Consider the following 21,712-nt stretch of genomic DNA (forward strand, 5'->3'; position numbering starts at 1 on the left):
AGTTTACTTTGTAATTCCTGCTAATGAACTTATTGATTTAATTTCCTTAGCCAAATCAGCCACTTTCGTGATTTTTAAAAAGAAATAAAAAATAAAAATTGCAAAAGGAAGGGTAAGTAAAGATCCTAACGGAGAGAATTTTAAAATATCAATTGAATATTTACAAAAAAGAACACAAAATGCTGAAACACTTATTAATTTTAAAATCGTAAAGATTTCATAAAAACTATCCTTTCCAAGTATTTTTCGGGAATAATAAAAATTTAACCCGTAACTAATTACAGAGCTTAGGATGAAGCCAACTAACAAAACAGACATATTTAGAGTAGCTATACCTATTAATATCGAAATACTTTGAATTGCTTTCTTTAAAATTTCCAAATAAAGTATCTGTTTAGTCTTGTCAAATACTTTAAAAATTATGTTATTTATCAATTCTTGAAAGTAGAAAAAAGAGGCAATAGACAATAATTGCATAAAAAAGGCTGCCCCAAGCCATTGTTCTCCAAAAAGCAATAAAATAATTCCCTCTGCATATACAACAATAAAACAAGTAATAGCCACCATTACAATGGCGAAAATCAACATTAGTCTATTATACGCACGTAGAAATGCTTCCTTTTCATTTTGCAATTTCGCCAAAGAAGAGAACATGACACTTTGTATTACGCTGTTCAAAACGGTAAAAGGAATAATTTGCAACTTTTTCGCTTGATAAAAATATCCGACCTGACCGATAGAAAAAAAACGCCCTAAAATCAATTGGTATATGTTATCAAAGGCAGTTGATAATATCGAAGTCATTGTAGTATTTATACCAAAACCATATAAGTCCTTAAAAATCGGAAAACTGAACCTAAATGATAATTTCATTCGAGTATAAACGATTAAAAGTAGAGAATTAAAAACAGAGGTTAATAGTTGAAATGCGACTAATGCCCATACCCCCCATCCAGTATATGCCATATAAAGACTGATGATTGCCGCAAAGAAATTCGAAGTAAATAAAATAATAGATTTTTGTTTAAACTTCATCTCTATTGTCAACTTGGTATTTTGTACCATGCTTAACGCATTTATGACAAAAATTAGTCCTACGCCAAATAACAATTCTTTAAGTTTGGGATCTCTGTAATATTGTGAAATTTGATTAGAAAAAAGTATTAAAATTATATAACATATAATACTCATGATAAGGTTAAAAACGAAAACCGTTGAGTATTCCTTTTCCGAAACAGTCACTCTCCTTAATAAAGCCCCACCAAATCCGCTTTGAGTTAAAATATTCGCAATCAAAACGAAAAACATTAAGATTCCCATCTCGCCAAATTCGAAAGGTGTAAGCAATCTTGCTAATAAAATATTAGTAATTAAAGAAATTGCCATATATCCAATTTGCCCAATGATAGTCCAAATTGCTCCGCTTGCTATTTGCTTTTTTAAACTCAATTGATGTTTACCTTTATTGTGGGCGAAAATGCAACGTGATAGTCTACAATAAATTGGCTTCAAATAATCAAATAATTGAATCGCATTTTGGGTTATGATATCAATTATTAATCTAAAAGTCTCAATATAAAATGGTATTATTATACTTAGCTCAGATTCTGCAAATTATTCCAATACCAATCTACAGCTATTCTTAAACCTTTGGGAAAAGTAAATTGGGGATTGTAATCCAATAATTTATTTGCTTTATTTATACTTGCATGAGAATGTGGTATATCACCTGTTCTTTCAGGTCCATATTTAATAGGAACTTGTGCAATTGCTGAATCATAGTAACTCAAATATTCCTTTAAAAGAACGCACAACTCGTTTAAAGTTGTTCGATCACCAGTTGCTGTGTTATAGACGGTGTTTACGGCGTTTGAATCACTAGCTGTCATAGCTAATTCATTCATCTGTATAACATTATCGATATAAGTAAAATCTCGAGAATATTCACCAGTACCATTTATAATGGGGCTTTCGTGATTAATTAGTTGCTTAACAAATAACGGAATCACTGCAGCATATGCACCATTCGGATTTTGCCTTCTTCCGAAAACATTAAAATAACGAAGTCCAATTGTTTCCAACCCATAAGTACGACTGAATATATCGGCATATAATTCGTTAACAAATTTTGTAATTGCATACGGAGATAAAGGTTTACCAATCTCTTCTTCTACTTTAGGGAGGGCTTTAGAATCCCCGTAAGTCGAAGATGATGCGGCATATACAAAACGTTTTACACCGGAATCTCTTGAAGCAACAAGCATATTCAAAAATCCTGATATATTCACTTCATTTGTGGTTATAGGATCCTTAATAGATCGGGGAACAGATCCTAATGCTGCTTGATGTAATACAAAATCGCAACCTTCAACCGCACTTATACAAACATCCAAATCTCTGATATCGCCTTCTATTAATTTAAATTTCGGATGAGACAAAAACGGCTCTATATTATGTCGGTACCCTGTGGAAAAATTATCCAGAACATTCACAAAAAAATCCTTCCCTAGAAAATGCTCGGTCAAATTAGATCCAATAAAGCCAGCACCTCCTGTAATTAATAACTTATGTTTTTTCACTATTCTTAAATTTACTTAAATACGAAAAACTAATCGGCAGCGCCGCCCTACCTTCTATTCTGTAATTATATAATGATATTAAAATGCCTAATTCACTTTCTGAATATTTCTTTGACCTTGTCAAAGAACGTTTTTTTAGCAATTTGGTCAGAACCATATCCATAACCGTATCCGTAACCATACCCATAGCCATAAGAATTTTTAGGTTTGGCATCGTTAAGAACAATCATCAAGTTATTCAATTTCCCATGCTCATAAATATCCTGAACAATATTAAGCTGTTCTTTGAATGTATAGTTATAACGCACTACATATGCACTTAAGTTTGCAAATATCCCCAATGTAAAGGCATCTGAAACTTGTCCAACCGGCGGGGAATCAATGATTATATGATCAAAGCTTGATTTCAATTCTTCCATCATAAATTTAATTCTTTCGCTCAATAACAGCTCGGATGGATTTGGTGGTGTGGGACCTGCACCAATCACATAAAGTCCATCTAATTCTTTAACAGGGCTTATCAGATCCTGCACCGTCAAGTCTCTATTGACTACAAAATTAGAAATCCCTGCTTTCACCTTTATATTTAAGCCTTTCAGCAGTTTGGGTTTTCGAAGATCAAATTCAAGCATCACGACCTTCTTTCCACTTAAGGCTAAGCTAGCTCCTAAATTAGTACAGAAAAACGTTTTTCCCTCGCCACTCATACTTGAAGTTGCGAGAATTATCTTATCATCTTTACCAGCGACTGCAAACTTTAAATTGCTCCTGATAAGCCTAAACATTTCCGAAATTGGGCTTCTGGTGTTTTCCTTTACCACTAGTTCTTCGTCTGATCTTGCATGCATTATCTCGCCCAAAATTGGTATTTTGGTGCGAGACAAAATATCTTTCTGCAATCTAACTTTATCATTTAATAAATCCAGAACATACAATACTCCAAATGGAACGAGTAATCCTAAAACAAAAGCACCTAAATAAATTAAAGATTTCTTTGGAGAGACTGGAGTATCTGCGGAATCCGCTTCATCGATTATACGTGAATTTGAAACAGTGGCTGCTAACGATATTAAAGACTCTTCTTTCTTCTGCAGTAAGTACTGATAGATACTTTGCTTAATACCTTGTTCTCTTTGGATTTCAAGCAACTGCCTTTCAACTGCCGGTACAGTTTTTATTTTAGACTGAAATTGTGCGTAGTCAGCATTTACCTGGCTTTGAGTAACAGCGACGCCTTTTTTTAACGTCTTAATGTTCTCATTTATACTCTTTCGAATGTCATCGATACTATGATCCAAGTTTTTTACCAATATATTTCCGGGCTCAACAGTAGTAAGAGTTTGTTGCCGTTTCAACTGCAGTTCGTTAAATGATTCGATTAATCCATTTAAAGTAGGATCTTCAATTCCTAATGATGTTGGTACCAGCCGATGTTGGTTACCATCTGAAGTCATATATTGTTGCAACGATGTCAAAATAGACGATTTTAACTTCGCCTCTTCAAGTTTTTGGTATAGCTCTTGAGTTTGATTAAAATATAGGCTCAAATCAGATGTAACGTCTGTGATTGTGTTTTTCTCTTTAAAATCTGACACCTTTCTTTCTACGCCCGAAAGCTCAGTAACTAAAGTAAGCAGCCTGGCATCAATAAATGCAATCGTATTACGAGATACTTGATTCTTGTCATTTATAGCATCTTGATTATAGACTTCAATAATTTTATTTATTATATCCACTGCTTTTTGTGGTACAGGATCTTTTACCGATATAATAATAGTACTTGTTTGTTGATCACTTACATTAATAGAAATATTTGAACTATAAGCTGCCGCGTAGTCCTTTAGGCTATTAAATCGTATTATAAAATCGTCGCCCGAAAATTTGTATTTTGGATTAGGTGAGATTCTAAACTCTCCAAATCTCATCTTAATTTTCTGACCATAGTTAAACACATAACTTTTGCCAGAATTCTCAACCAACTTGAAACTATTTTCCTTTTTGCTAACTGAAATTTTAAATGTCCCAACATCTTTTCCTGAAAGTGAATCTTCAAAAAGAGTGTCAATTAAAACGATAAATGGAGTTTGATCTCCATAAGCTTCGGACGTCCGAATATTCCCCTCAACGTATTGTGTAGGTTGTAATTCCGGTAGACTTCTAAATACTCGTTGTAAAAGACTTTTACTCTTAAGAATACGTATTTCATTGTCGACGTTTTTGGCGCTCCCAAAAATATCTAAATCTTGGAACGCCGTTGCCATTGCATCTGTAGCTCCTCCTTTCTTATCGTCTTTTACCAAAATTTCAGCAGAAGTTTGATAAATGGGTGTCGTATACCTTAAGTATAAAAATGCGATCAAAAGGCATACCAATACACCTAACACAAACCAATACCAGTTTCTTGTGTAACGTGTTATTTCCGCTCGTAAATTGAGTTCTCCCCCAGTTGTTTTACTTTCGAATTCGCTCATGAAAACAATTATTAGATTTAATTTATAAACACCCTGGATAATACAATTGCAAGCGCCGATATACCCGCTGTTACAATCGGGACCCACCTATAGTTATTCGCATTTGCCTGTCTTGCTTTCAGTTTATTCTCCGGCTGTACATACACGATATCGTTTTGCTTTAAGTAGAAATAAGGGGAGTTAAATACATCCTTATCATTCAGATTAATACGCTGACGGGTACGCACGCCGTCTTCCTCTCGTATGACTAGTACACTGTCTCTTACCGCATAAGGTGTCATATCTCCTGCCATGCCCAACGCCTCTAATACATTTACTTTATCGACAGGTATATTAAAGGAACCAGACTGGGCGACTTCGCCAATTACAGTGATTTTGAAATTCAGAAACTTGACATTTACAATAGGATCTTTGGTAGTTTTGGCCACTTCGGCAGTGATTTTCTCCTGAGCCTGCTCTCGCGTTAGTCCTGCCAACGTAATTTTCCCTAAGAGTGGCAAATTGACCTGTCCATTTCCATCTACCTGGAACCCATTGCGAGTCAATTCATTATTATTCGTACTGGTAACCGGCGTGGTAGTTTGGGCTGACGGAATGGCCCCGGAGTTAAACAGTTGGTTGTATTCAGGATTGAGGGTCACAATGCTGATACCCAGAATATCCCCTGTCTGGATTTTTGCGGAAGTGTTATTGACGATCTGAACGGAGTCCCCCTCCGGAGGCAAATTACTGAAATACACCAGGTTACGCTGCGGAGTACAGGATATAAGCGTTCCAAAAAGGTATAAAATAAAAAGTCCGCATACTAGAGGATATGTTTTCATTTTCATTCGAATAAGTTGTTTTCCGTGTTTGACCGGTCGGCAAATAGTTTGCAAATTTAGGGCCATGAGTCCAGCTAAACTGAAAAACCAAGTAAAAAAATCTGCCAGTTCGTCGCTGACAGATTTTAATTATTTGATTATCAATATTTTAATATATTTACCGAAGTTACCTATTCCTCCTATATCCCTATTTTCTCTCTTATATTATATTACTCCGCCTGGGCCAGGTTTTTGCGGGCATTGATCATATCGTCAACGACCTGCACGGCCTGGTTCAGATAAATATCACCACTCAGTCCTTTGATCCAGAGATTTAAACGCTCCTGTTTGGTTTTATCGTTGTCAAATTTATTGACCTCCATGGGCAGAAGTGATACATTCATATGATTTTTAAGCTTCTGTGCTGCAATGATCTGATCCGCTTTCTGCCTTACCAGCTTTCTCTCTGCCTTGTATTTATCAATATTCAGGGAATAACTGCGATCATTCTCATCTGCCAGCCACTGGCTGTTCCTTTTAATGATCTGAAAAGAGCTGTCGCTCTGTAAACGCTGGTCACTGAGTGCTTTCAGATTACTAATATTATAGGCTGATTGCCAGGGCTGATAATCAGATTTTTCAATTTCATCATATTTCAGGGCATACTCGTTGTCTTTCTCTCTTAATTTCAGGGGTTCCATCTGACTAGGCAGCACAATATCTGACGTCACACCTTTTAATTGGGTGGAACCGCCACTGATCCGATAGAATTTGCGTAAAGTCAGTTTGACTGCGCCCAGATCCCCATTTCCGTCCCTTTTAAAACCAGTATGGTCAATGCCTACATTCTGCTGTACGGTACCTTTCCCATAAGTAGATGTGCTTCCGATGACTACTCCCCGCTTATAATCCTGGATAGCTGCCGCAAAGATTTCTGAGGCCGAAGCGCTGAACTCGTCCACCATTACTGCCAGCGGACCCGTATACAATACCGAAGCATCCTCATCATTTAAGACCATGGGCTTGGAGGTACGATCCTTGACTTGTACGATCGGCCCCTGTTTGATAAAAAGACCCACCATTTGTACGACATCCCAAAGGGATCCGCCCCCGTTTCTTCTGAGATCTATAATAATACCATCTACATTCTCGTCTTTAAGCTTCTGTACTTCCCGGGCTACATCGGTGGAACTCCGCCGTCCATTGGGATCATTTTGCATGGGCGCATAGAACTCGGGTAAAAGAATCACTCCGATTTTAGCGTTACGCACACTATCCCTGACAATGGCGCTACGGGCATAGGTATCCAGGTCGGTTTCGATCTTGGCTCTTACCAGACTCACTTCTTCTACATTCCCGTCAGCTTTCTTGACTGTCAGGCGGACAGTGGTGCCTTCCTTACCCCGGATGATCTTTACCGCATCCTGGACGTCATAACCCAGCATATCTACCCACTCTCCTTCTACTCCCTGAGCTACCTTGGTAATAATATCGCCTGGATCCAGTTGCCCCGATTTAGCGGCCGGACTACCGGCATTCAGGCTGGTAATTTTGATCAGCCCTTCGGTATACTGGAGTGCTGCTCCGATACCAAAAAAACTCCCGCTCAATTCTTCGTCAAAATAATTTTTGTCTGCCGGTGGAAAAAACTCGGTATGGGGATCCATGGTTGTGGTAACGGCATCCACCAAAAGATTGAATTTGTCTTCCTCGGTAAATTTTGCGCGATAGCGGTCGAACAGGCGGCTGATGACGGTATCGGTTTTCTGCCGGGCAATCTTTTCGATTTCTGCCTTGGTCTTGCCTTCTTTGTCTTTATCCTTATCGTCTTCCAGTGCCAGGTAATGTTCCAGGGCATAGTACTTCAACTTCTTTCTCCAGCGGTCTTCCCTTTCCTTCTGGGTAGTCGGGAACTGCAGCTGTTTGCCGTCAAACTGTACGGATTCATCTATCTTATAATCAAAGGGTTTGGCCAGAATCTGGTCACTCCAGGCTTCGCTTTCAGCCACCCGTTGATCAAAAACCTGGGAAATCCCCATAATCGAAGCCACCTGCGCCCCATTGAGCTCATCATCAATCGTTTTACCATAAAGTGCGCCCAGAGAATCCACGTCTTTCTGTAAGAAAATATTCTTACTCGGATCCAGGTCTTCGAGGAACTTGTCAAATACTTTTTGGGAAAAATTGTCATTAATTTCCTTAGGCGCATAATGCCCCTGACTCAGGAGACCTGCCACCAGTCGCATAATCGCTTCATATTTACCGGGAGGGGGATTGCTTGCCAGGGTGTTTTTAAAGGCAACAAAGGCGCCCGCCATTACAACTAACAACAGCACAAAGGGTAATCGCTTCATATTGAACAGATATTTTATAACACGCATATCTAATCAAAAATAACATTAAATATGCATGTTCAGTTTAGATTTCACAAAGATTTACGAAAAGTTTCGAAGGTTATCTATATGGATATGAAAATATTATGACCGCTACCCAACAGCCTGGTCTGCTACCCCGACCATTGGGAGCAACCGCCTTCAAAAAAATAAAATATTCAGGGAAAATATTTAACTGTATTTGTAAATTTTCCATAACTTTGCCGCCCTAAATGGTGGCTGTAGCTCAGTTGGTTAGAGCATCAGATTGTGGTTCTGAGGGTCGCCGGTTCGAGCCCGGTTAGCCACCCTAACCCGGTAACCCTGAATATGATATTCAGGGTTTTTTATTTTTGGAGCATATGCAAACCCTATTCATTCTGATTCCGCTGATTTCGGCATTTATTGGCTGGCTGGCCGGTTATTTCTTTGGTCATTATATGATCCCCCGATACCTGAAGCGCCGCCAGGAGCCGCTTATCGAAAAGCTGGCCTTGTCCATTGCTTCCAGGCTGCCGGTCGAAGAACTGTCCGCTGCAGTAGCTGACCCTGCCCTGATAGAAAAGGCCATGCCTTCCATAGAAGCCCATATAGATGAATTTCTGAATGTTAAGCTGGCACAGGAAATCCCCATGCTGGCGATGTTCGTCGGCAATAAAACCACCGATAAGGTAAAAGAAGTCTTTATCAATCAACTAAAGACCCTGTTTCCCCAGGTTATGACAGATATGCTGGGCGGTCTTCGCCACTCAGACAAATTATCTGCTGCCATTAAGACCAAACTGGCTGAGGTGGATCTTCCAACAGTTGTCCGCCGCCAGTTGGCACCTGTTCTGCGGCGCCACCAGTTGTTTTTTGCACTCACCGGATTGATCATCGGCGGGGTCAGCCTGCTGCTGTTCGGGCTTCTATCCGCTTAAAAAGGGCAAAGATTTGTTAAAATCCATTACGAGGCCCGGCAGCGCAAAACTTATATATGTATTAACAACAAATATCCGGTTGCATAACAAGTTTAGATTTTTTTTTACGTCTAAAGCTGATAACTCTATAATACATGAAAATTTTTCTCTCGATCCTCGCTGCGCTAACCTTTAGCACTATCGCATTTTCTCAAACCAATGGTGGCCGTCCTACGGGTACGATTTATGGCCGGGTAGTGGATGCCTCCAACGGTAAAGGTATTGATGCCGCCACGGTGCAATTGTTTCAGAACCGTAAAGACTCCGTGACAAAAGAGACCCAAAAAGTGCTGGTATCTGGTGCACTGGCTTCTGCCAGCGGAGATTTCAAAATCGAAGGGATCCCGGCCATGGGTAAGTTTATCCTGGAAATTTCCGGGCTGGGTCATAAAACAGAATCCCAAAATTTTGCCTTTTCCGCGCAAAAACCAGGCGCCCCCATGGGAGGCCTGGACCGGGACCTGGGCAATATCAAACTGAAAGCCGATGCTGAAACCCTGGAAGGGGTTACTGTCAATGCCTCCAAGCCTACAGTGCAACTGGGTATCGACAGAAAGATATATAATGTAGAAAACAACCTGGTATCGGCCGGTGGTACGGCAACCGATGTGCTGCGTACCGTACCCTCCGTCAATGTGGATATTGACGGCAACGTGAGCGTCCGTAATGCCAGCCCCCAGCTTTTTATCGATGGCCGGCCTACCGAACTGACCCTGGATCAGATTCCGGCAGACCAGATCGCCAGCGTAGAGGTGATCACCAACCCCTCAGCCAAATATGATGCTTCCGGTGGTACGGCAGGCATCCTGAATATCGTTCTGAAGAAAACTCGGACGGTGGGTTATAACGGTTCGGTAAGAGCCGGTATTGATGAGCGGGGTAAATTCAACCTGGGGGGCAATATTAATGTCCGCCAGGGCAAATTCAATGTATTTGCCAATGCCGCCCTCCACCAGCGTAAATCGATGTCTGACGGAACCACCGAAAGGAATACATTTTTAGGTGATACCACGATCCATATGCTGCAGACCGATCATTCGACCAATAATGGCCGGTTTATGTTTGGCCGCGCGGGATTTGACTATTTCCCCGACAACCGCAATACGATCACGATTTCCGGGATGGGCGTAAATGGCAAGTTTCATAATCTCTCCAACAGTAATATCGGAATCGATTCGCTGGCTTCCGGTCTCAACGACCTGCAGTCACGCACCGACCGGCTCTCAGATGCCGAATTCCAGTTCAAGATGATGGGCGGCAGCCTGGGCTATGTACATAATTTCCCGAAAAAGGACCACCAGCTAACAGCTGACGCCCGGTATGACAAGGGAACCAATAACAGCCTTACCCGGATCACCAATCAGAATTTTGAAAACAACACGGGAGTGGCGACCAACACTTACCGCCAGCAGCAGGAAGGAAATGGTACCAATGAACGCCTGAATGCACAAATCGATTATACCAACCCCCTGAGTGAAAACTCGAAATTCGAAACCGGTGTTAGGGTGAACCAATCGAAAACCTTCAGTGAAAATAATTATTCCGACGTGCAGGCAGACGGCAGTCTGCTGGCCCAGCCCCTGCTTTCGTCCAAATTTGATTATACCGACCGGGTCTATGCCGGCTATGTGAACTTTGCCAGTAAGATCGGGGAAAATTTTGGCTACCAGATCGGTCTCCGGCTGGAAAGCTCGGAATATACCGGAACCGTGTATAGTACTACCCGGGACGGAATGGGCGGCCTCAAAGATACGGTCAGTAATTTCAGTATCTCCTATCCGGTGAGCCTGTTTCCCAGCATCTTTCTTTCCCAGCAATTACCGAATGATCAGACCCTGCAGCTGAATTACAGCCGCCGGATCAACCGACCTAATTTCTTCCAGCTGTTTCCCTTTGTGGATTATTCCGACTCCCTGGACCTGAGCCGTGGTAATCCAGAGCTGAAACCGGAATTCGTGAACTCATTTGAGCTCTCCTACTCTAAAAACTTCGACCGGGCCAATAACCTGATCCTGTCGATTTATTATAAGAGTACCAGTGACCTGATCACCCGTTACCAGGCCCAGGAAGAAAATGCGCTGACCGGTGATCCGGTTATCGTCAATACCTACCTGAATGCTAATAACAGCTATGTCGGTGGTTTTGAGGCTATTGGGAAAAATTCTATTACGAAATGGTGGGAACTCACCAGCAACCTGAACCTGTATACATCCAAGATCACCGTGGATGATCCCGAGATCCCTACCGCCGATCAGCTCTACAGCTGGTTTGCCAAAGTGAACAATACCTTTAAGCTGCCAAAGAACTTCAGCCTGCAGTTGTCGGCTGATTATAATTCAAAAACCGTACTGGCGCCGGGTGGTTCCGGCAGCAGCGGTGGTGGCCGCCGTGGCTGGGGTGGTCAGGTAAGCGGCAATGCCCAGGGCTACAGCATGCCTTCTTATGGCGTTGATATGGCCCTGAAATATGAGTTCCTGAAAAACAATGCGGCTTCCATTACCCTGAATGCGCGGGATATCTTCAAAACCCGCGCTAGTGATGTCTATACAACTTCCGGCTTTTTCAACCAGCATCAGTATAGGGTCCGGGACCAGCAGTTTTTCTCCATCAACTTCGCCTACCGGTTTGGGAAATTTGATGCATCCCTGCTGAAACGCAAGAACATGAAAGCCGACCAGGGAGCCGATATGGGTGGCGGCATGCAGGGTGGCATGCAATAGCACAAGAATTAAAAATATCCAATCAATATCAAACAGCCGGCAAGTGATGGCCGGCTGTTTGGTAGAAACTTACCGTTGTTATCGGTCTGTTTGGCGCATTCTGCTTAAGAAAAATCATTTATTGATGCCCGGTAAAAACAACTTTACCACCAACATTGTGTTGAGTCTCACGCATCCATATTCTATTCGTCAAAGTTGCAAAGTAAACTTTAAGTGCCCACCAAGTCCTGTCTGAATAATTTTCATTAAGGTGGATAGCCTGATGTCGCTTGCGTTATTTTCAATTCTTGAAATGTAAGATTTGTTCGTACCAACTTTTTCGGCAAGTTGTTCTTGGGTTAAACCAAGTTTTAGTCTTGCTTCTTCGAGCAAAACACCAAGTTGGAAAGTTTCAAATTCTTGTTCCCATTGTTCCCTCTTTTTAGCTCTTCGTTTGCCATATTTATTCTCAAGGATTTCGTCAAGAGTGGTGATGTTATTTTCTTTTCTCGTTTTCATACGCTGCTTTAATTTTTAATGCTTTTTCAATTTCTATTTTCGGAGTCTTTTGTGTCTTCTTCTGAAAGCCATTGCCCAATACAACTAAATTTCCTTTGTCAAAAAAGACGAATATTCTAAAAATATTGCCTCCGTGGGCAGGAGCTTTTCTTTCTTCTGTCGAGCTTTACCAGGAATGAAAGATTCCCTTAAATCCATCATCATATCCGGAATATATAGTTGTTTTCCCGGAACAATAAAATTGATATGCTTTTTAATTAATCTTTTGCGATTGAATGTTGCCAGTTGAGCAATTACAAATATAACTTTTAGTCCGATGATGTTTTCAATAAGCTCTTTGCGTTTGCTTGTCTGCAAAATCCCTGGTTCATTTTCTTGCCTTAGTTCGGCCAATAAAACAGATCGTCCTTTCAATTCAGTTGAAGAAAATTGATATTGTTGGCCAAGGCATAGCGGTAAATTGCCCAAACGATCGCCGGTAAGTGGTACAGGCAAAATTTGACACCCAATACTTCATCAATATATTCTACTAATTTGTTCATTATTAATTGAATAAACAATACAATGCATAACATACATACTATGTTTATTATACAAATAAACGTTTATCAATAGAAATGAAGTAAATTTTGGGGCAAGATCAGAGCGAAGTCCAATTAAGCAACAGGAGTGTCTACTGCAAGTTTAAACCAAAATAGCGGAAAGTAAGTCGAAATGACATTCTTTTGAAAAATCCAAATGCAGCAAACCGTGATTGCGGTTGTCGCAATAAAAAAGCTTCTGTAAAAGGTCAAAACGAGCTTTATAGTTTTTACTGGTCGCATATTAATAGAAGGTAACGGCTTACGGCTTGGCGATGTGACGGGTTTTTAGCACAAAAGTTCAATAGAATTCCAAATATTGAACCTTGCACAAATGTTTCATCGAACCACTTCAGCCGCCATATTGTCAAACCGATTACCTGCTGTGTTGTTGTCAGAGTGTAGTCCAATCTTCGATAACAATTCTGTCTAATCGGTCAAAGTCGCTTACGTTTTTTGTTACTAAAATCAGATTATTGAAAATAGCTGTTGAACCGATTAGTAAATCAAAATCGTCTAATATTTTGCCTTTTGTTTTCAGCCGTGCTTTTTCAGTTGCATAGATGTCAAGTGCAGGAAAAATCGGAAAAATCTCTATTTTTTTTTGAAATATGTCGAGTGCTTGTTAGTTTTTTTCTTTTCTTGTGCTTTTTGCTATTCCATATTTCAATTCAGCTATTGTAATTTCGGATACAACGCAGTTTTCAAATCCAATTTCACGGATTTTTGCCCTAAGATTAAATTGACCGTTGAAGAAGCAAGCACAAATATTTGTGTCTAACAGATACTTTTTCACAAGTCAATAGATTTACGACTGAAATTTCTGTCTTTTTTCAAATCTTCTACAAATTCATCGGCGGATTGGTCAAGTTCCCACGAACCAAATAATGCCTCCCAAGAAGTGTCTTTTTTCGCTTTCGTGGTTTTCATTGACTTTGAAAGTCGGGCAATAAGTTCCAATTTATTGTTGGGGCTTAGGCTTTTCAGCAACGTATAGTAGCTGTCAACCAAGTTCATATTTATATCTGCGATTTTCATTATTTAATTGCATTTATCTTTCACAAAGGTACAAAAAATATCAAACGTTCTTAACTAAGGATTTAACCCTTACAGGGCAAACGCATCTAAATTTCCCAAAAAAACAGTTTGCGCGAGAAAATCATTGTCCCAGGAACATAGCGGGCGCTTTTTCTTTACACTCAACTTTTTGGATTGGTTGTTCTTCAGCAGGTTTCGAGCAACTTTAGTAATTGTGCCGAAATTTTCTGCCGCATTACCTTCCTGTTTAGTGCTTAAGTCCTCCTTGAAAGTAACATCAAGGCTCCAATGAAGTTTATTCTCAATACTCCAATGTTGCCGGGTAATGCTTAAAAAACTTTCCGGACTATCGGCCAGATTGGCAATATAATACGTGATTTCACTTTGTTGTTCACCTGTTGCAAGAATACTTCTTTCAGATTCAACACTTATGATAGATTGAAGGTTCTTCCAGCTAGATTGTTTGCAAACCCAGTCCATGTTGGTAATCACCTTACAGGTACGCTTCTCAATGCGACCGTTCGATTTTTCAAGGCTGGTGCGGCTTTCGGCTCCGGGTGTTTGTTCAAAGCCTTCTTTTATATCATCAAGCAAATGAGGCTGATTCTCCTTTACTGCAAGCACATAATCTGCCTTGCGATCAATTATCTTTTCAGCGATTTGCTGCTGGCACCCCATTGCATCTACAGTAACAATAGCCCCTTCAAGCACTAATAGATCCAACAATACAGGAATAGCAGTGATCTCATTGCTTTTCTCATCTGTCTTTCCCTGACCCAGAACCATATTGTTAGTATTGCACCAGGCACTGACCATATGTATAAACCCTTTTTTACCATCAATCCCACTATTGCATAAACATTTACCATCAATGCTTACAACACGCCCGTTAGTGATTTTAGCAACGCTTTGAACCCATGATATAAAGCAATGCTGAAGTTGTGTGGATCAAAAGCTGCAAAAACACGATTGAAGGTATCATGTGAAGGAATGCCATTGGGTAATTGCAAAAACTCTTTAAGCCAGGCAGATTTCTGTTGTCCATAAAATTTCATCGCATCCCAATCATCACTACCGCTTATATAATGCTATTGAAAAATTCACACGCGGTCAAACAAACAGCCTCTCCAAATTCTTTTATAACAACAACACTCGTTGCATTTATTCCAATTTATGTTGACCCCTTACCTTGTTCACAGGAGGGTTAATTTCCGCAACTAAATCGGAAAATCTTTTTAGAAATCAGGATTTTTAATATTGTTTTATCTGACATTCCGACTCAGGTTGACCCCCTGATTGCTCCTAAATAGGATTATGCACAAAAAATGCATCATAAAAGATTGTGTTACCTGCCTAATTCTGACCGATTTACAAGATAAATTGAAAAAAATTAGAAAAAATTTGCGAAACCGAATGGTTGCTTTTATATTTGCAACCGAAAGGTTTCATTAAAATAATCTAGAGAAATGAGAAGAGATATATTTCAGGCAATCGCAGATCCAACCAGACGTGCAATTATTGCATTAATTGCATTACAGGCAATGACGCCAAATGCTATTGCCGAACACTTTGACACGACACGGCAAGCCGTTTCCAAACACCTTCGAACTTTGACCGAGTGCGAACTGATTACTCAGGCCCATAAAGGCAGAGAAATTTATTATCAACTCGAAATAGACAAAATGAAAGAAATAGACAAATGGCTGGAACAGTTTCGTAGAATCTGGGAGTCGAAATTTGACCAGTTGGACAATTTATTAGCCACACTTAAAAAAAGAGAAAAATGAACAATAATTTATTATTTGACTTCATGATCAATAAGGAGAACAAAACCATCCTCATCAAACGTGAATTTGATGCCTCCCTTGAGCTGGTTTGGAAATGCTGGACCACCGCCCAATTGCTTGACCAATGGTGTGCGCCCAACCCTTACAGAACCCAAACCCGCACAATGGATTTCCGTGAAGGGGGTTTCTGGCATTACGCGATCGTAAGTCCGGAAGGAAATAAACATTGGAGCCGTTACAATTATAAAAAAATTGAACCGCTGAAAAGCATTACGGAATTAAGGGTATTCTCCGATGAAAAGGGTGCGGTCAGCCCGGATGCTGAACCGACAGAATGTACCATCACATTTAGTGAAACTGATGGTAAAACATTAATCACAATTGCCGAACGATATAAAAGCCCGGAAATGTTTGAAAAAATGGCCACAGACAATCACAAAAAAGGCTTCACCTCACATCTTAAAAATTTGGACAAATTATTGCTCACCTTAAAAAATAAAGAGAATGAATAACCATTTACTATTCGACTTTACAGTCAACAAAGAAGACAATACCATTCACATCACACGCGAATTCGCGGCAAACCTGGAATTAGTCTGGCAAGCCTGGACCACGCCTGAACTACTCGACCAGTGGTGGGGCCCCCAACCCTGGAGGGCAGAAACGAAGGCAATGGATTTTAGAGAAGGAGGGCATTGGTTGTACGCAATGGTAAGTCCAGAAGGACAAAAGCACTGGAGCAAATCCAATTTCATTTCTATTGTAAAAGAAAAATCATTTTCTTCAAAAGGTGGATTCAGTGATGAAAACGGTGTTATAGATCCCGCAGCTCCGCAAAATTTATGGGAAAACCACTTTATTCCGAAAGATAATAAGGTGCAAGTGGATATGTTACTCAGCTACAATACACTTGCCGACCTTGAAAAAGAAATAGAGATGGGCTTTAAGGAAGGAATGACCACGGACTTCCAGCAGTTGGATGAATTACTAATGTCTCTTCAAAAGTAATTTTCTTGTCCGATGTCAAGAGCGAATACATAGAACTTTCATAATCCCACTACATACTTACAGAGAATTTCAATGCCATCTTCGTACGATTAAAAGCGAAGCGGACAATTATTACCGCTCTTTTACTCTATTCTAATAGTCGCTATTTTTTTCGCTATACCAAAGATGATATTCATTGAAAATATCATAACCGTATTTTTGAGCTATGGAAACATATGATTTGATTTCTTCAATTGCAGCATAATTATTCAGGTTTATACTTAAACTATCCAATTATGATGAAAGTAGATTCGCCATATAGACAAAGTTATCTCACAGGTGTAAAGCCGCTTTCCGAAATAGTTGAAAATAATTTTAAATAACAAGAGCCGCATAGATACGCTAATACCCCGATATTTATAAAGCGAAAAGTTGATTACCAGCCGGAAGAAGATAAATTAACAAGTAATGAAAAACCTGCTACTAACATGTGGTGTTCTAATCTCGACCGGGTGCCTGGCCCAGGGAGAGATCACGGTATCCTATGTCTATCAAACCGAAGATTTTGTTGAAATCAGCCTGTCAATGGATAAAGAAATCAACAAATTTGAACTAATTGACATAGATAGCATATCCATAAGTGATAATAAAGGAAAATTGTTAAAGGAAACCCGGGAATATCCGCTGAACTATAACTATAACAATGGACGCGCTAAAAACCTGCGATTCTACCCGCCTAACAGGAAAATTAAAAATCTAAATATTAGCGGCTTCATGAACTTCTTTGTCCCCTCGACGAAAAACAACTCTTATTTCAACCTCGGATCGATAGGCGCTATTCCCAGAAACATAAACTTAGTGGACAAAGAGATACTTAAAAGCAATCCGAACCTGTTTTTTAGTATAGTAGATTCAACGGAAATCAATAAAGTTTTCCCGAATTTTAGGTTTAGAAGGAAGGATAGTGAGCCTTACCAGAGAATCGATTTTAATTTCTTTGATATAATATACGCGTACCGAAATGATGATGATCGTAAGCTAGTCTATTTTTTTGACAATAACCCGGATCCCGGATACAATAACCTTATCCTGGAGGATAAAAAAACGGGTATCGTTTATAAGCTAACCAAGATCAAACAGGGCATTACCCCATCCGAACTATCCAATATTGCTGTCGAGATAATGATCGAAAACGGTGAATCCATTAAAAGAATACCTTTTGAATTCCACAAAGTACCCGTAAAACCCTTATGATACAGTTGAAAACAATAGTAATATTCTTCCTGCTGAGCTGCCTCTGCAGCCTCGCAAACGATTCTGTCAACCAGGAAGCATTAGCACTGAACGGTCATTTTGAGGGCACTGAACCCTTTTGGAGCATGGATATAGAAAATAACCGGGTGATCCTTTACTGTATCAATGATACGCTGACCGATACGGTTCAAATAAGCAGAAAGCAGTTTCATAGTGAAACTTATGCATTTAAAGGCAATCAGCTATTCGGGATTATCAGGAGATCCGGCAAAGATGGCTGTACACTTGATATTATTGACGGGGAAGCTCCTACTCACGAAATCTACTTTTCATATAAAAATGAGACCTATATGGGATGTGGCGGCCTGAAACCCGAATCAACAGCCTCCCCCGCCCTGACCTACATAACCTCATCAGGCACGCAGCCTGGAAGACCGTGCGCCAGACGCTCCGTGAGAAAGATGCTAGGAAGGACAGAACAATAATGATTGGCCCGGACAACCCCGTAAATTATAAGACCCTCAAATTCTGCTTTGGTACCGTCCATAAAAAGTTCGGAAACCCCTTAATGCAAGAGCGGCTGTCTTGACCCCGAATAAACCGGCCTGATTTTTCAAAAAGGTTTGCTACTGATTCGTATCCTTGTCATCAGTCAGGCAAAGATAAGCAGGTTCGCCAGTCTTGTCAAGGCTATACAAAGCTGACGCCGCACACGTGGCCAGGCTGTCCGGCCTTGACAAGCCTGTCGCCCCTTGCTTCATTGGTGGCCTAACGGTTGACAACGACATGCCTTATGTCATTTTTTCATGGCTATCATAAAATCGATAGCGCCGTGTTTAGGTTTAAATTTATACCAGTACATATATTTTTCGATATGTTGTTTGGCATTATAGAAGCTTGAGAAACCGTGCCGGTCAATCAGCTCACCTTGCTCAATGGAATGAAAGGCTAAGACATCCGTCGTTGATATTTGTTCTCAAATTGTCAAAATATGTCTTTGTCCTTGCCGTCAATTTTATGATTTATTTTCTGTCCCATACTTGAAGTTACATACCCTGCAACAGTTTCTTTATTTCTTTGTCCGTTTGACAAGTAATCAAGATATATTGAACAGTCACCCGTAATTTTCACCCAAACGGTTTTACTTTCTCCTTTTTCTAATTTGTCGATATGACCACCACCACAACCAACAATTTTGATGTCCGTTAACTCAGTTCCTGTGTCGTTTGTAAATGTAATTCTCATTGTCCTTAGCAAGATTATTGCAAACCAACAATAGAGAAGCATTATTGGTATGTTAACCAACATAATTCCTGATGTGGTCAAAAGGCTTTTCCTATTTTCCTTGTCATTGCAGGCTCTTACCAAAATTGCAACAAAAATTACTACATTTATTAGCCCTGCCAATAAAATAAATCCGTAGCCAAAGAAAAGAAGTTCAGAAGAAGAAGTCAGAAAATAAAATCCAAAAATTACTGTTCCAAGCAAGAATGAAACTAATGCTGTTTGTCGTCCGAGTTTTATGTGTCGTTCTGTCGTCATAAGCTTAGTGCTAACGTTAAAACATTGGCGATGTGGCGGTATTCTATGTTCCGTCTGTCCGGTGCCGCTGCTGATTAAAGATACAAAAGCTAATTATTTATTCTGCGGCCAACTTTATTCGTCGGCCAGAACTGAAGCTGATTATCGAACAATAAGGATTGGTCTCGACGACCCCGTATATAAGACCCTCAAAGTCTGCTTTGGCACCCTCCATAAAAAGCTCGGTAACCCCATAATGCAAGAGCGGTTACCATCAGTTCCGTTCAACAACACTTTCATTTCTTGTCCTTCGGACAAAACGAAAGCTTAGTTATTAGGCGATTGTGCTTTTCTATTCAGGTTTTATTCTTACAATTTTATTATCTCGAATGAAAATAAGTTCACTTTTCTTTTCTTTTTTGAACTCAATTAGTTTTTCTTAGACTTTTTCAAGCCCTTTCAAAATTTTATTTTTTTCGTCTATTTGAATTTCAATTGTGTCACAATACCTTCTTAAATAATCAAACTTATCTTGGTTTAGGATGTTAAGCAAACGGTCACCTTGTTTTTCTGCTGTAAGTTCGTGTTTGCCCTCTGAATTATCAAAGATTAATGCGCCATCAACTATTGGAAGGTAAATATCAAATAAGTTTTTAATCCCTTTCAAAGATGTTTTCGTTAATCGAATCCAAGCCGGTAGACCTTGACGTTGCGAGTTATTGAGCATCCAACAGTATCTCTGCATTATTTCTAATCTTTTTTTTCAAATTTTCTTTCTCCTGTGATGTCAAATGTTTTCAAATGCATACCGTTTTGATCATAGATTGAACATTCAAATTCAGGTTTGCCTTTTACGAAGTTTAGAACAAAATGTTGCGCGTCACTAAAATTGTCAAACAGTTTAAAAACTTCTTGTTCGTTGTCGCCATTTAAGAACAGCGTCAAATCTTTTTTTAAAACGTGCCCTGTCGCATATTCCGCGATAAGTATTGAACATTTATTTTCTTCTAATTTAGGTGCGTTCATTTCCTTTCAGTCCTATATGATGTCGGTTTTGGCATTACTGCCAACGGTTCGGGGCTTTGCGTTCGGGCGGTAAATCGAAGCACTAAAGCCAATATTATTACTAAAATTCAATTGAAAAACTACTGTTGAATTTTGCACGTCTGCCCGCCTGATGCAAAACCCATTACCTGCTGTTGTTTTTCTGTCTGTTCATTACATACTCCCGGAGTCAGGCCAATTTGACCAATGGGTGTTTGGTTCTAAAGTCGGCTTATATTGCTGTGGATCATTTGTCACAATGACTTTAGCAATTAATTGCCAAGTCTCGTAGGAACTTGGTCTATTGTTCTCCCAAATTTCTCTATTCCAATCGTCACTTAATATTTCTTGCTGTCGGAATAATTGAACGAAATTCCCAAAGGTCATTCCGCCAAGTTCAGTTAAGTTTTTGTTGAACTCAAAAGTTTGGCGCAAATGCTCGTCCGTCATTGTCGGTGAAATTTGTAATTGGAAGTCTTTATGATACCATTCATCAAGTACTAATATTTTCTCCAAATCAGTCGGAACGGATTTGTATAGTTCATTTTCCGTTGCACGGAATAAGTCACGGTTTTGTGAAACGACAAGTCTTCCAACTTCTTCAGCACTTATTTCATTTGGCTCATATTCTTTCAGTTGAATACATGCATTGGTGTAATCTTGTTTGTTATGGGTTAACTGAACCTGTTGTCCACGGACCACCCAAAATTTTGCATCAGACTTTAAACTCTCACCGTCAATTGTTTCGTTGAAGTTGTCCAAGTCAATTGGGTATATGCTGTAATAGCTTGTGGGACGTTGATTGTAAAATTCCAGATTTGTCAAGCAGATGCCATAATAATTGATGTCAAGAACAATTGCTCCAGCTCTTGGATTATAACCAAGTCTTTCAACTGCAATTGCCCAACGATTGCTGTCCCCTCGAAAAACATTCAGTCTTGTGTCAATGAGATATGAATATACGTGTCCAAGGTCAACAAATGAACAGTAATAGCCGTCATTGGAATTGTCAAGCGTATTTAATACTTCTTCTTCGGTCATTGTCTATTCCGTCGTTTAATAATAGCCGGTAACAAGGTGGCTTCACGCAGTTTCGAC

At 39.8% G+C, this 21,712-nt stretch carries 21 protein-coding genes, 1 tRNA gene and 1 pseudogene; 8 read left to right on the forward strand and 15 right to left on the reverse strand.

Annotation, left to right across the window (positions count from 1 at the left end):
* Positions 1-3: 3 nt before the first annotated feature.
* The 5 genes from ACYVI9_RS16790 to ACYVI9_RS16810 form a co-directional block, all read right to left on the reverse strand.
* On the reverse strand, positions 4-1,449 hold the full coding sequence (locus ACYVI9_RS16790) for a lipopolysaccharide biosynthesis protein (RefSeq protein WP_460766877.1): 1,446 nt from the start codon (positions 1,447-1,449) through the stop codon (positions 4-6).
* Positions 1,450-1,595: 146 nt separating this feature from the next.
* Positions 1,596-2,579 carry an SDR family oxidoreductase gene (locus ACYVI9_RS16795; RefSeq protein ID WP_460766879.1) on the reverse strand — a complete coding sequence of 328 codons (984 nt, stop codon included), beginning with the start codon at positions 2,577-2,579 and terminating at the stop codon, positions 1,596-1,598.
* Between the two features lie 92 nt (positions 2,580-2,671).
* Entirely contained in the window at positions 2,672-5,050 is a 2,379-nt protein-coding gene (locus tag ACYVI9_RS16800; RefSeq protein WP_460766882.1) for a GumC family protein, read from the reverse strand.
* A gap of 17 nt (positions 5,051-5,067) precedes the next feature.
* Positions 5,068-5,880 carry a polysaccharide biosynthesis/export family protein gene (locus ACYVI9_RS16805; RefSeq protein WP_460766884.1) on the reverse strand — a complete coding sequence of 271 codons (813 nt, stop codon included), beginning with the start codon at positions 5,878-5,880 and terminating at the stop codon, positions 5,068-5,070.
* Positions 5,881-6,083: 203 nt separating this feature from the next.
* Positions 6,084-8,207, reverse strand: coding sequence for a carboxy terminal-processing peptidase (locus tag ACYVI9_RS16810; protein WP_460766887.1), 2,124 nt, complete (start codon positions 8,205-8,207; stop codon positions 6,084-6,086).
* 254 nt (positions 8,208-8,461) lie between these two features.
* On the opposite strand from ACYVI9_RS16810, the gene ACYVI9_RS16815 reads away from it, so the two are divergent.
* From ACYVI9_RS16815 to ACYVI9_RS16825, 3 genes are all read left to right on the forward strand, one after another.
* Positions 8,462-8,535, forward strand: a tRNA-His gene (locus ACYVI9_RS16815).
* A gap of 52 nt (positions 8,536-8,587) precedes the next feature.
* Positions 8,588-9,145 carry a DUF445 domain-containing protein gene (locus ACYVI9_RS16820; protein ID WP_460766889.1) on the forward strand — a complete coding sequence of 186 codons (558 nt, stop codon included), beginning with the start codon at positions 8,588-8,590 and terminating at the stop codon, positions 9,143-9,145.
* Positions 9,146-9,279: 134 nt separating this feature from the next.
* Complete coding sequence (locus ACYVI9_RS16825; protein WP_460766892.1) at positions 9,280-11,904, forward strand: TonB-dependent receptor; 2,625 nt, start codon at positions 9,280-9,282, stop codon at positions 11,902-11,904.
* A 189-nt stretch (positions 11,905-12,093) separates the two neighbouring features.
* Here the strand turns inward: ACYVI9_RS16825 and ACYVI9_RS16830 are convergent, their stop codons facing one another.
* The 6 genes and pseudogenes from ACYVI9_RS16830 to ACYVI9_RS16855 form a co-directional block, all read right to left on the reverse strand.
* Positions 12,094-12,402 carry a helix-turn-helix domain-containing protein gene (locus ACYVI9_RS16830; protein ID WP_460766894.1) on the reverse strand — a complete coding sequence of 103 codons (309 nt, stop codon included), beginning with the start codon at positions 12,400-12,402 and terminating at the stop codon, positions 12,094-12,096.
* Complete coding sequence (locus ACYVI9_RS16835) at positions 12,380-12,481, reverse strand: hypothetical protein (protein WP_460766896.1); 102 nt, start codon at positions 12,479-12,481, stop codon at positions 12,380-12,382. The genes ACYVI9_RS16830 and ACYVI9_RS16835 overlap by 23 nt, the downstream gene beginning before the upstream one ends.
* 5 nt (positions 12,482-12,486) lie before the next feature.
* Positions 12,487-12,897 carry a hypothetical protein gene (locus ACYVI9_RS16840; protein WP_460766899.1) on the reverse strand — a complete coding sequence of 137 codons (411 nt, stop codon included), beginning with the start codon at positions 12,895-12,897 and terminating at the stop codon, positions 12,487-12,489.
* Between the two features lie 878 nt (positions 12,898-13,775).
* Positions 13,776-14,021 (reverse strand): hypothetical protein, encoded by a 246-nt coding sequence (locus tag ACYVI9_RS16845; RefSeq protein WP_460766901.1) that lies wholly within the window; start codon positions 14,019-14,021, stop codon positions 13,776-13,778.
* Between the two features lie 69 nt (positions 14,022-14,090).
* A pseudogene (locus ACYVI9_RS16850) lies at positions 14,091-14,954 on the reverse strand (ISAs1 family transposase); the annotation flags it as partial.
* Positions 14,897-15,103 carry a transposase family protein gene (locus tag ACYVI9_RS16855; protein ID WP_460766974.1) on the reverse strand — a complete coding sequence of 69 codons (207 nt, stop codon included), beginning with the start codon at positions 15,101-15,103 and terminating at the stop codon, positions 14,897-14,899. The pseudogene ACYVI9_RS16850 and the gene ACYVI9_RS16855, both read right to left, overlap by 58 nt.
* A gap of 384 nt (positions 15,104-15,487) precedes the next feature.
* On the opposite strand from ACYVI9_RS16855, the gene ACYVI9_RS16860 reads away from it, so the two are divergent.
* From ACYVI9_RS16860 to ACYVI9_RS16880, 5 genes are all read left to right on the forward strand, one after another.
* Complete coding sequence (locus ACYVI9_RS16860) at positions 15,488-15,808, forward strand: ArsR/SmtB family transcription factor (RefSeq protein ID WP_460766903.1); 321 nt, start codon at positions 15,488-15,490, stop codon at positions 15,806-15,808.
* Complete coding sequence (locus ACYVI9_RS16865; protein WP_460766905.1) at positions 15,805-16,320, forward strand: SRPBCC family protein; 516 nt, start codon at positions 15,805-15,807, stop codon at positions 16,318-16,320. The genes ACYVI9_RS16860 and ACYVI9_RS16865 overlap by 4 nt, the downstream gene beginning before the upstream one ends.
* Positions 16,313-16,816 carry an SRPBCC family protein gene (locus tag ACYVI9_RS16870; protein ID WP_460766908.1) on the forward strand — a complete coding sequence of 168 codons (504 nt, stop codon included), beginning with the start codon at positions 16,313-16,315 and terminating at the stop codon, positions 16,814-16,816. Before ACYVI9_RS16865 ends, ACYVI9_RS16870 begins: the two co-directional genes overlap by 8 nt.
* A gap of 447 nt (positions 16,817-17,263) precedes the next feature.
* Complete coding sequence (locus ACYVI9_RS16875) at positions 17,264-18,049, forward strand: hypothetical protein (RefSeq protein ID WP_460766910.1); 786 nt, start codon at positions 17,264-17,266, stop codon at positions 18,047-18,049.
* Positions 18,046-18,534 carry a hypothetical protein gene (locus tag ACYVI9_RS16880; protein WP_460766913.1) on the forward strand — a complete coding sequence of 163 codons (489 nt, stop codon included), beginning with the start codon at positions 18,046-18,048 and terminating at the stop codon, positions 18,532-18,534. Before ACYVI9_RS16875 ends, ACYVI9_RS16880 begins: the two co-directional genes overlap by 4 nt.
* Positions 18,535-19,033: 499 nt before the next feature.
* Here the strand turns inward: ACYVI9_RS16880 and ACYVI9_RS16885 are convergent, their stop codons facing one another.
* From ACYVI9_RS16885 to ACYVI9_RS16900, 4 genes are all read right to left on the reverse strand, one after another.
* Positions 19,034-19,591: a hypothetical protein gene (locus ACYVI9_RS16885; protein WP_460766915.1), complete on the reverse strand. Its 558-nt coding sequence runs from the start codon at positions 19,589-19,591 to the stop codon at positions 19,034-19,036.
* 418 nt (positions 19,592-20,009) lie between these two features.
* Positions 20,010-20,237 carry a hypothetical protein gene (locus tag ACYVI9_RS16890; protein ID WP_460766918.1) on the reverse strand — a complete coding sequence of 76 codons (228 nt, stop codon included), beginning with the start codon at positions 20,235-20,237 and terminating at the stop codon, positions 20,010-20,012.
* Positions 20,238-20,320: 83 nt separating this feature from the next.
* Entirely contained in the window at positions 20,321-20,596 is a 276-nt protein-coding gene (locus ACYVI9_RS16895; protein WP_460766920.1) for a hypothetical protein, read from the reverse strand.
* Between the two features lie 192 nt (positions 20,597-20,788).
* Positions 20,789-21,655: a DUF7003 family protein gene (locus tag ACYVI9_RS16900; RefSeq protein ID WP_460766922.1), complete on the reverse strand. Its 867-nt coding sequence runs from the start codon at positions 21,653-21,655 to the stop codon at positions 20,789-20,791.
* Between the last annotated feature and the right edge of the window lie 57 nt (positions 21,656-21,712).

This window comes from Niabella terrae (genome assembly GCF_054783135.1).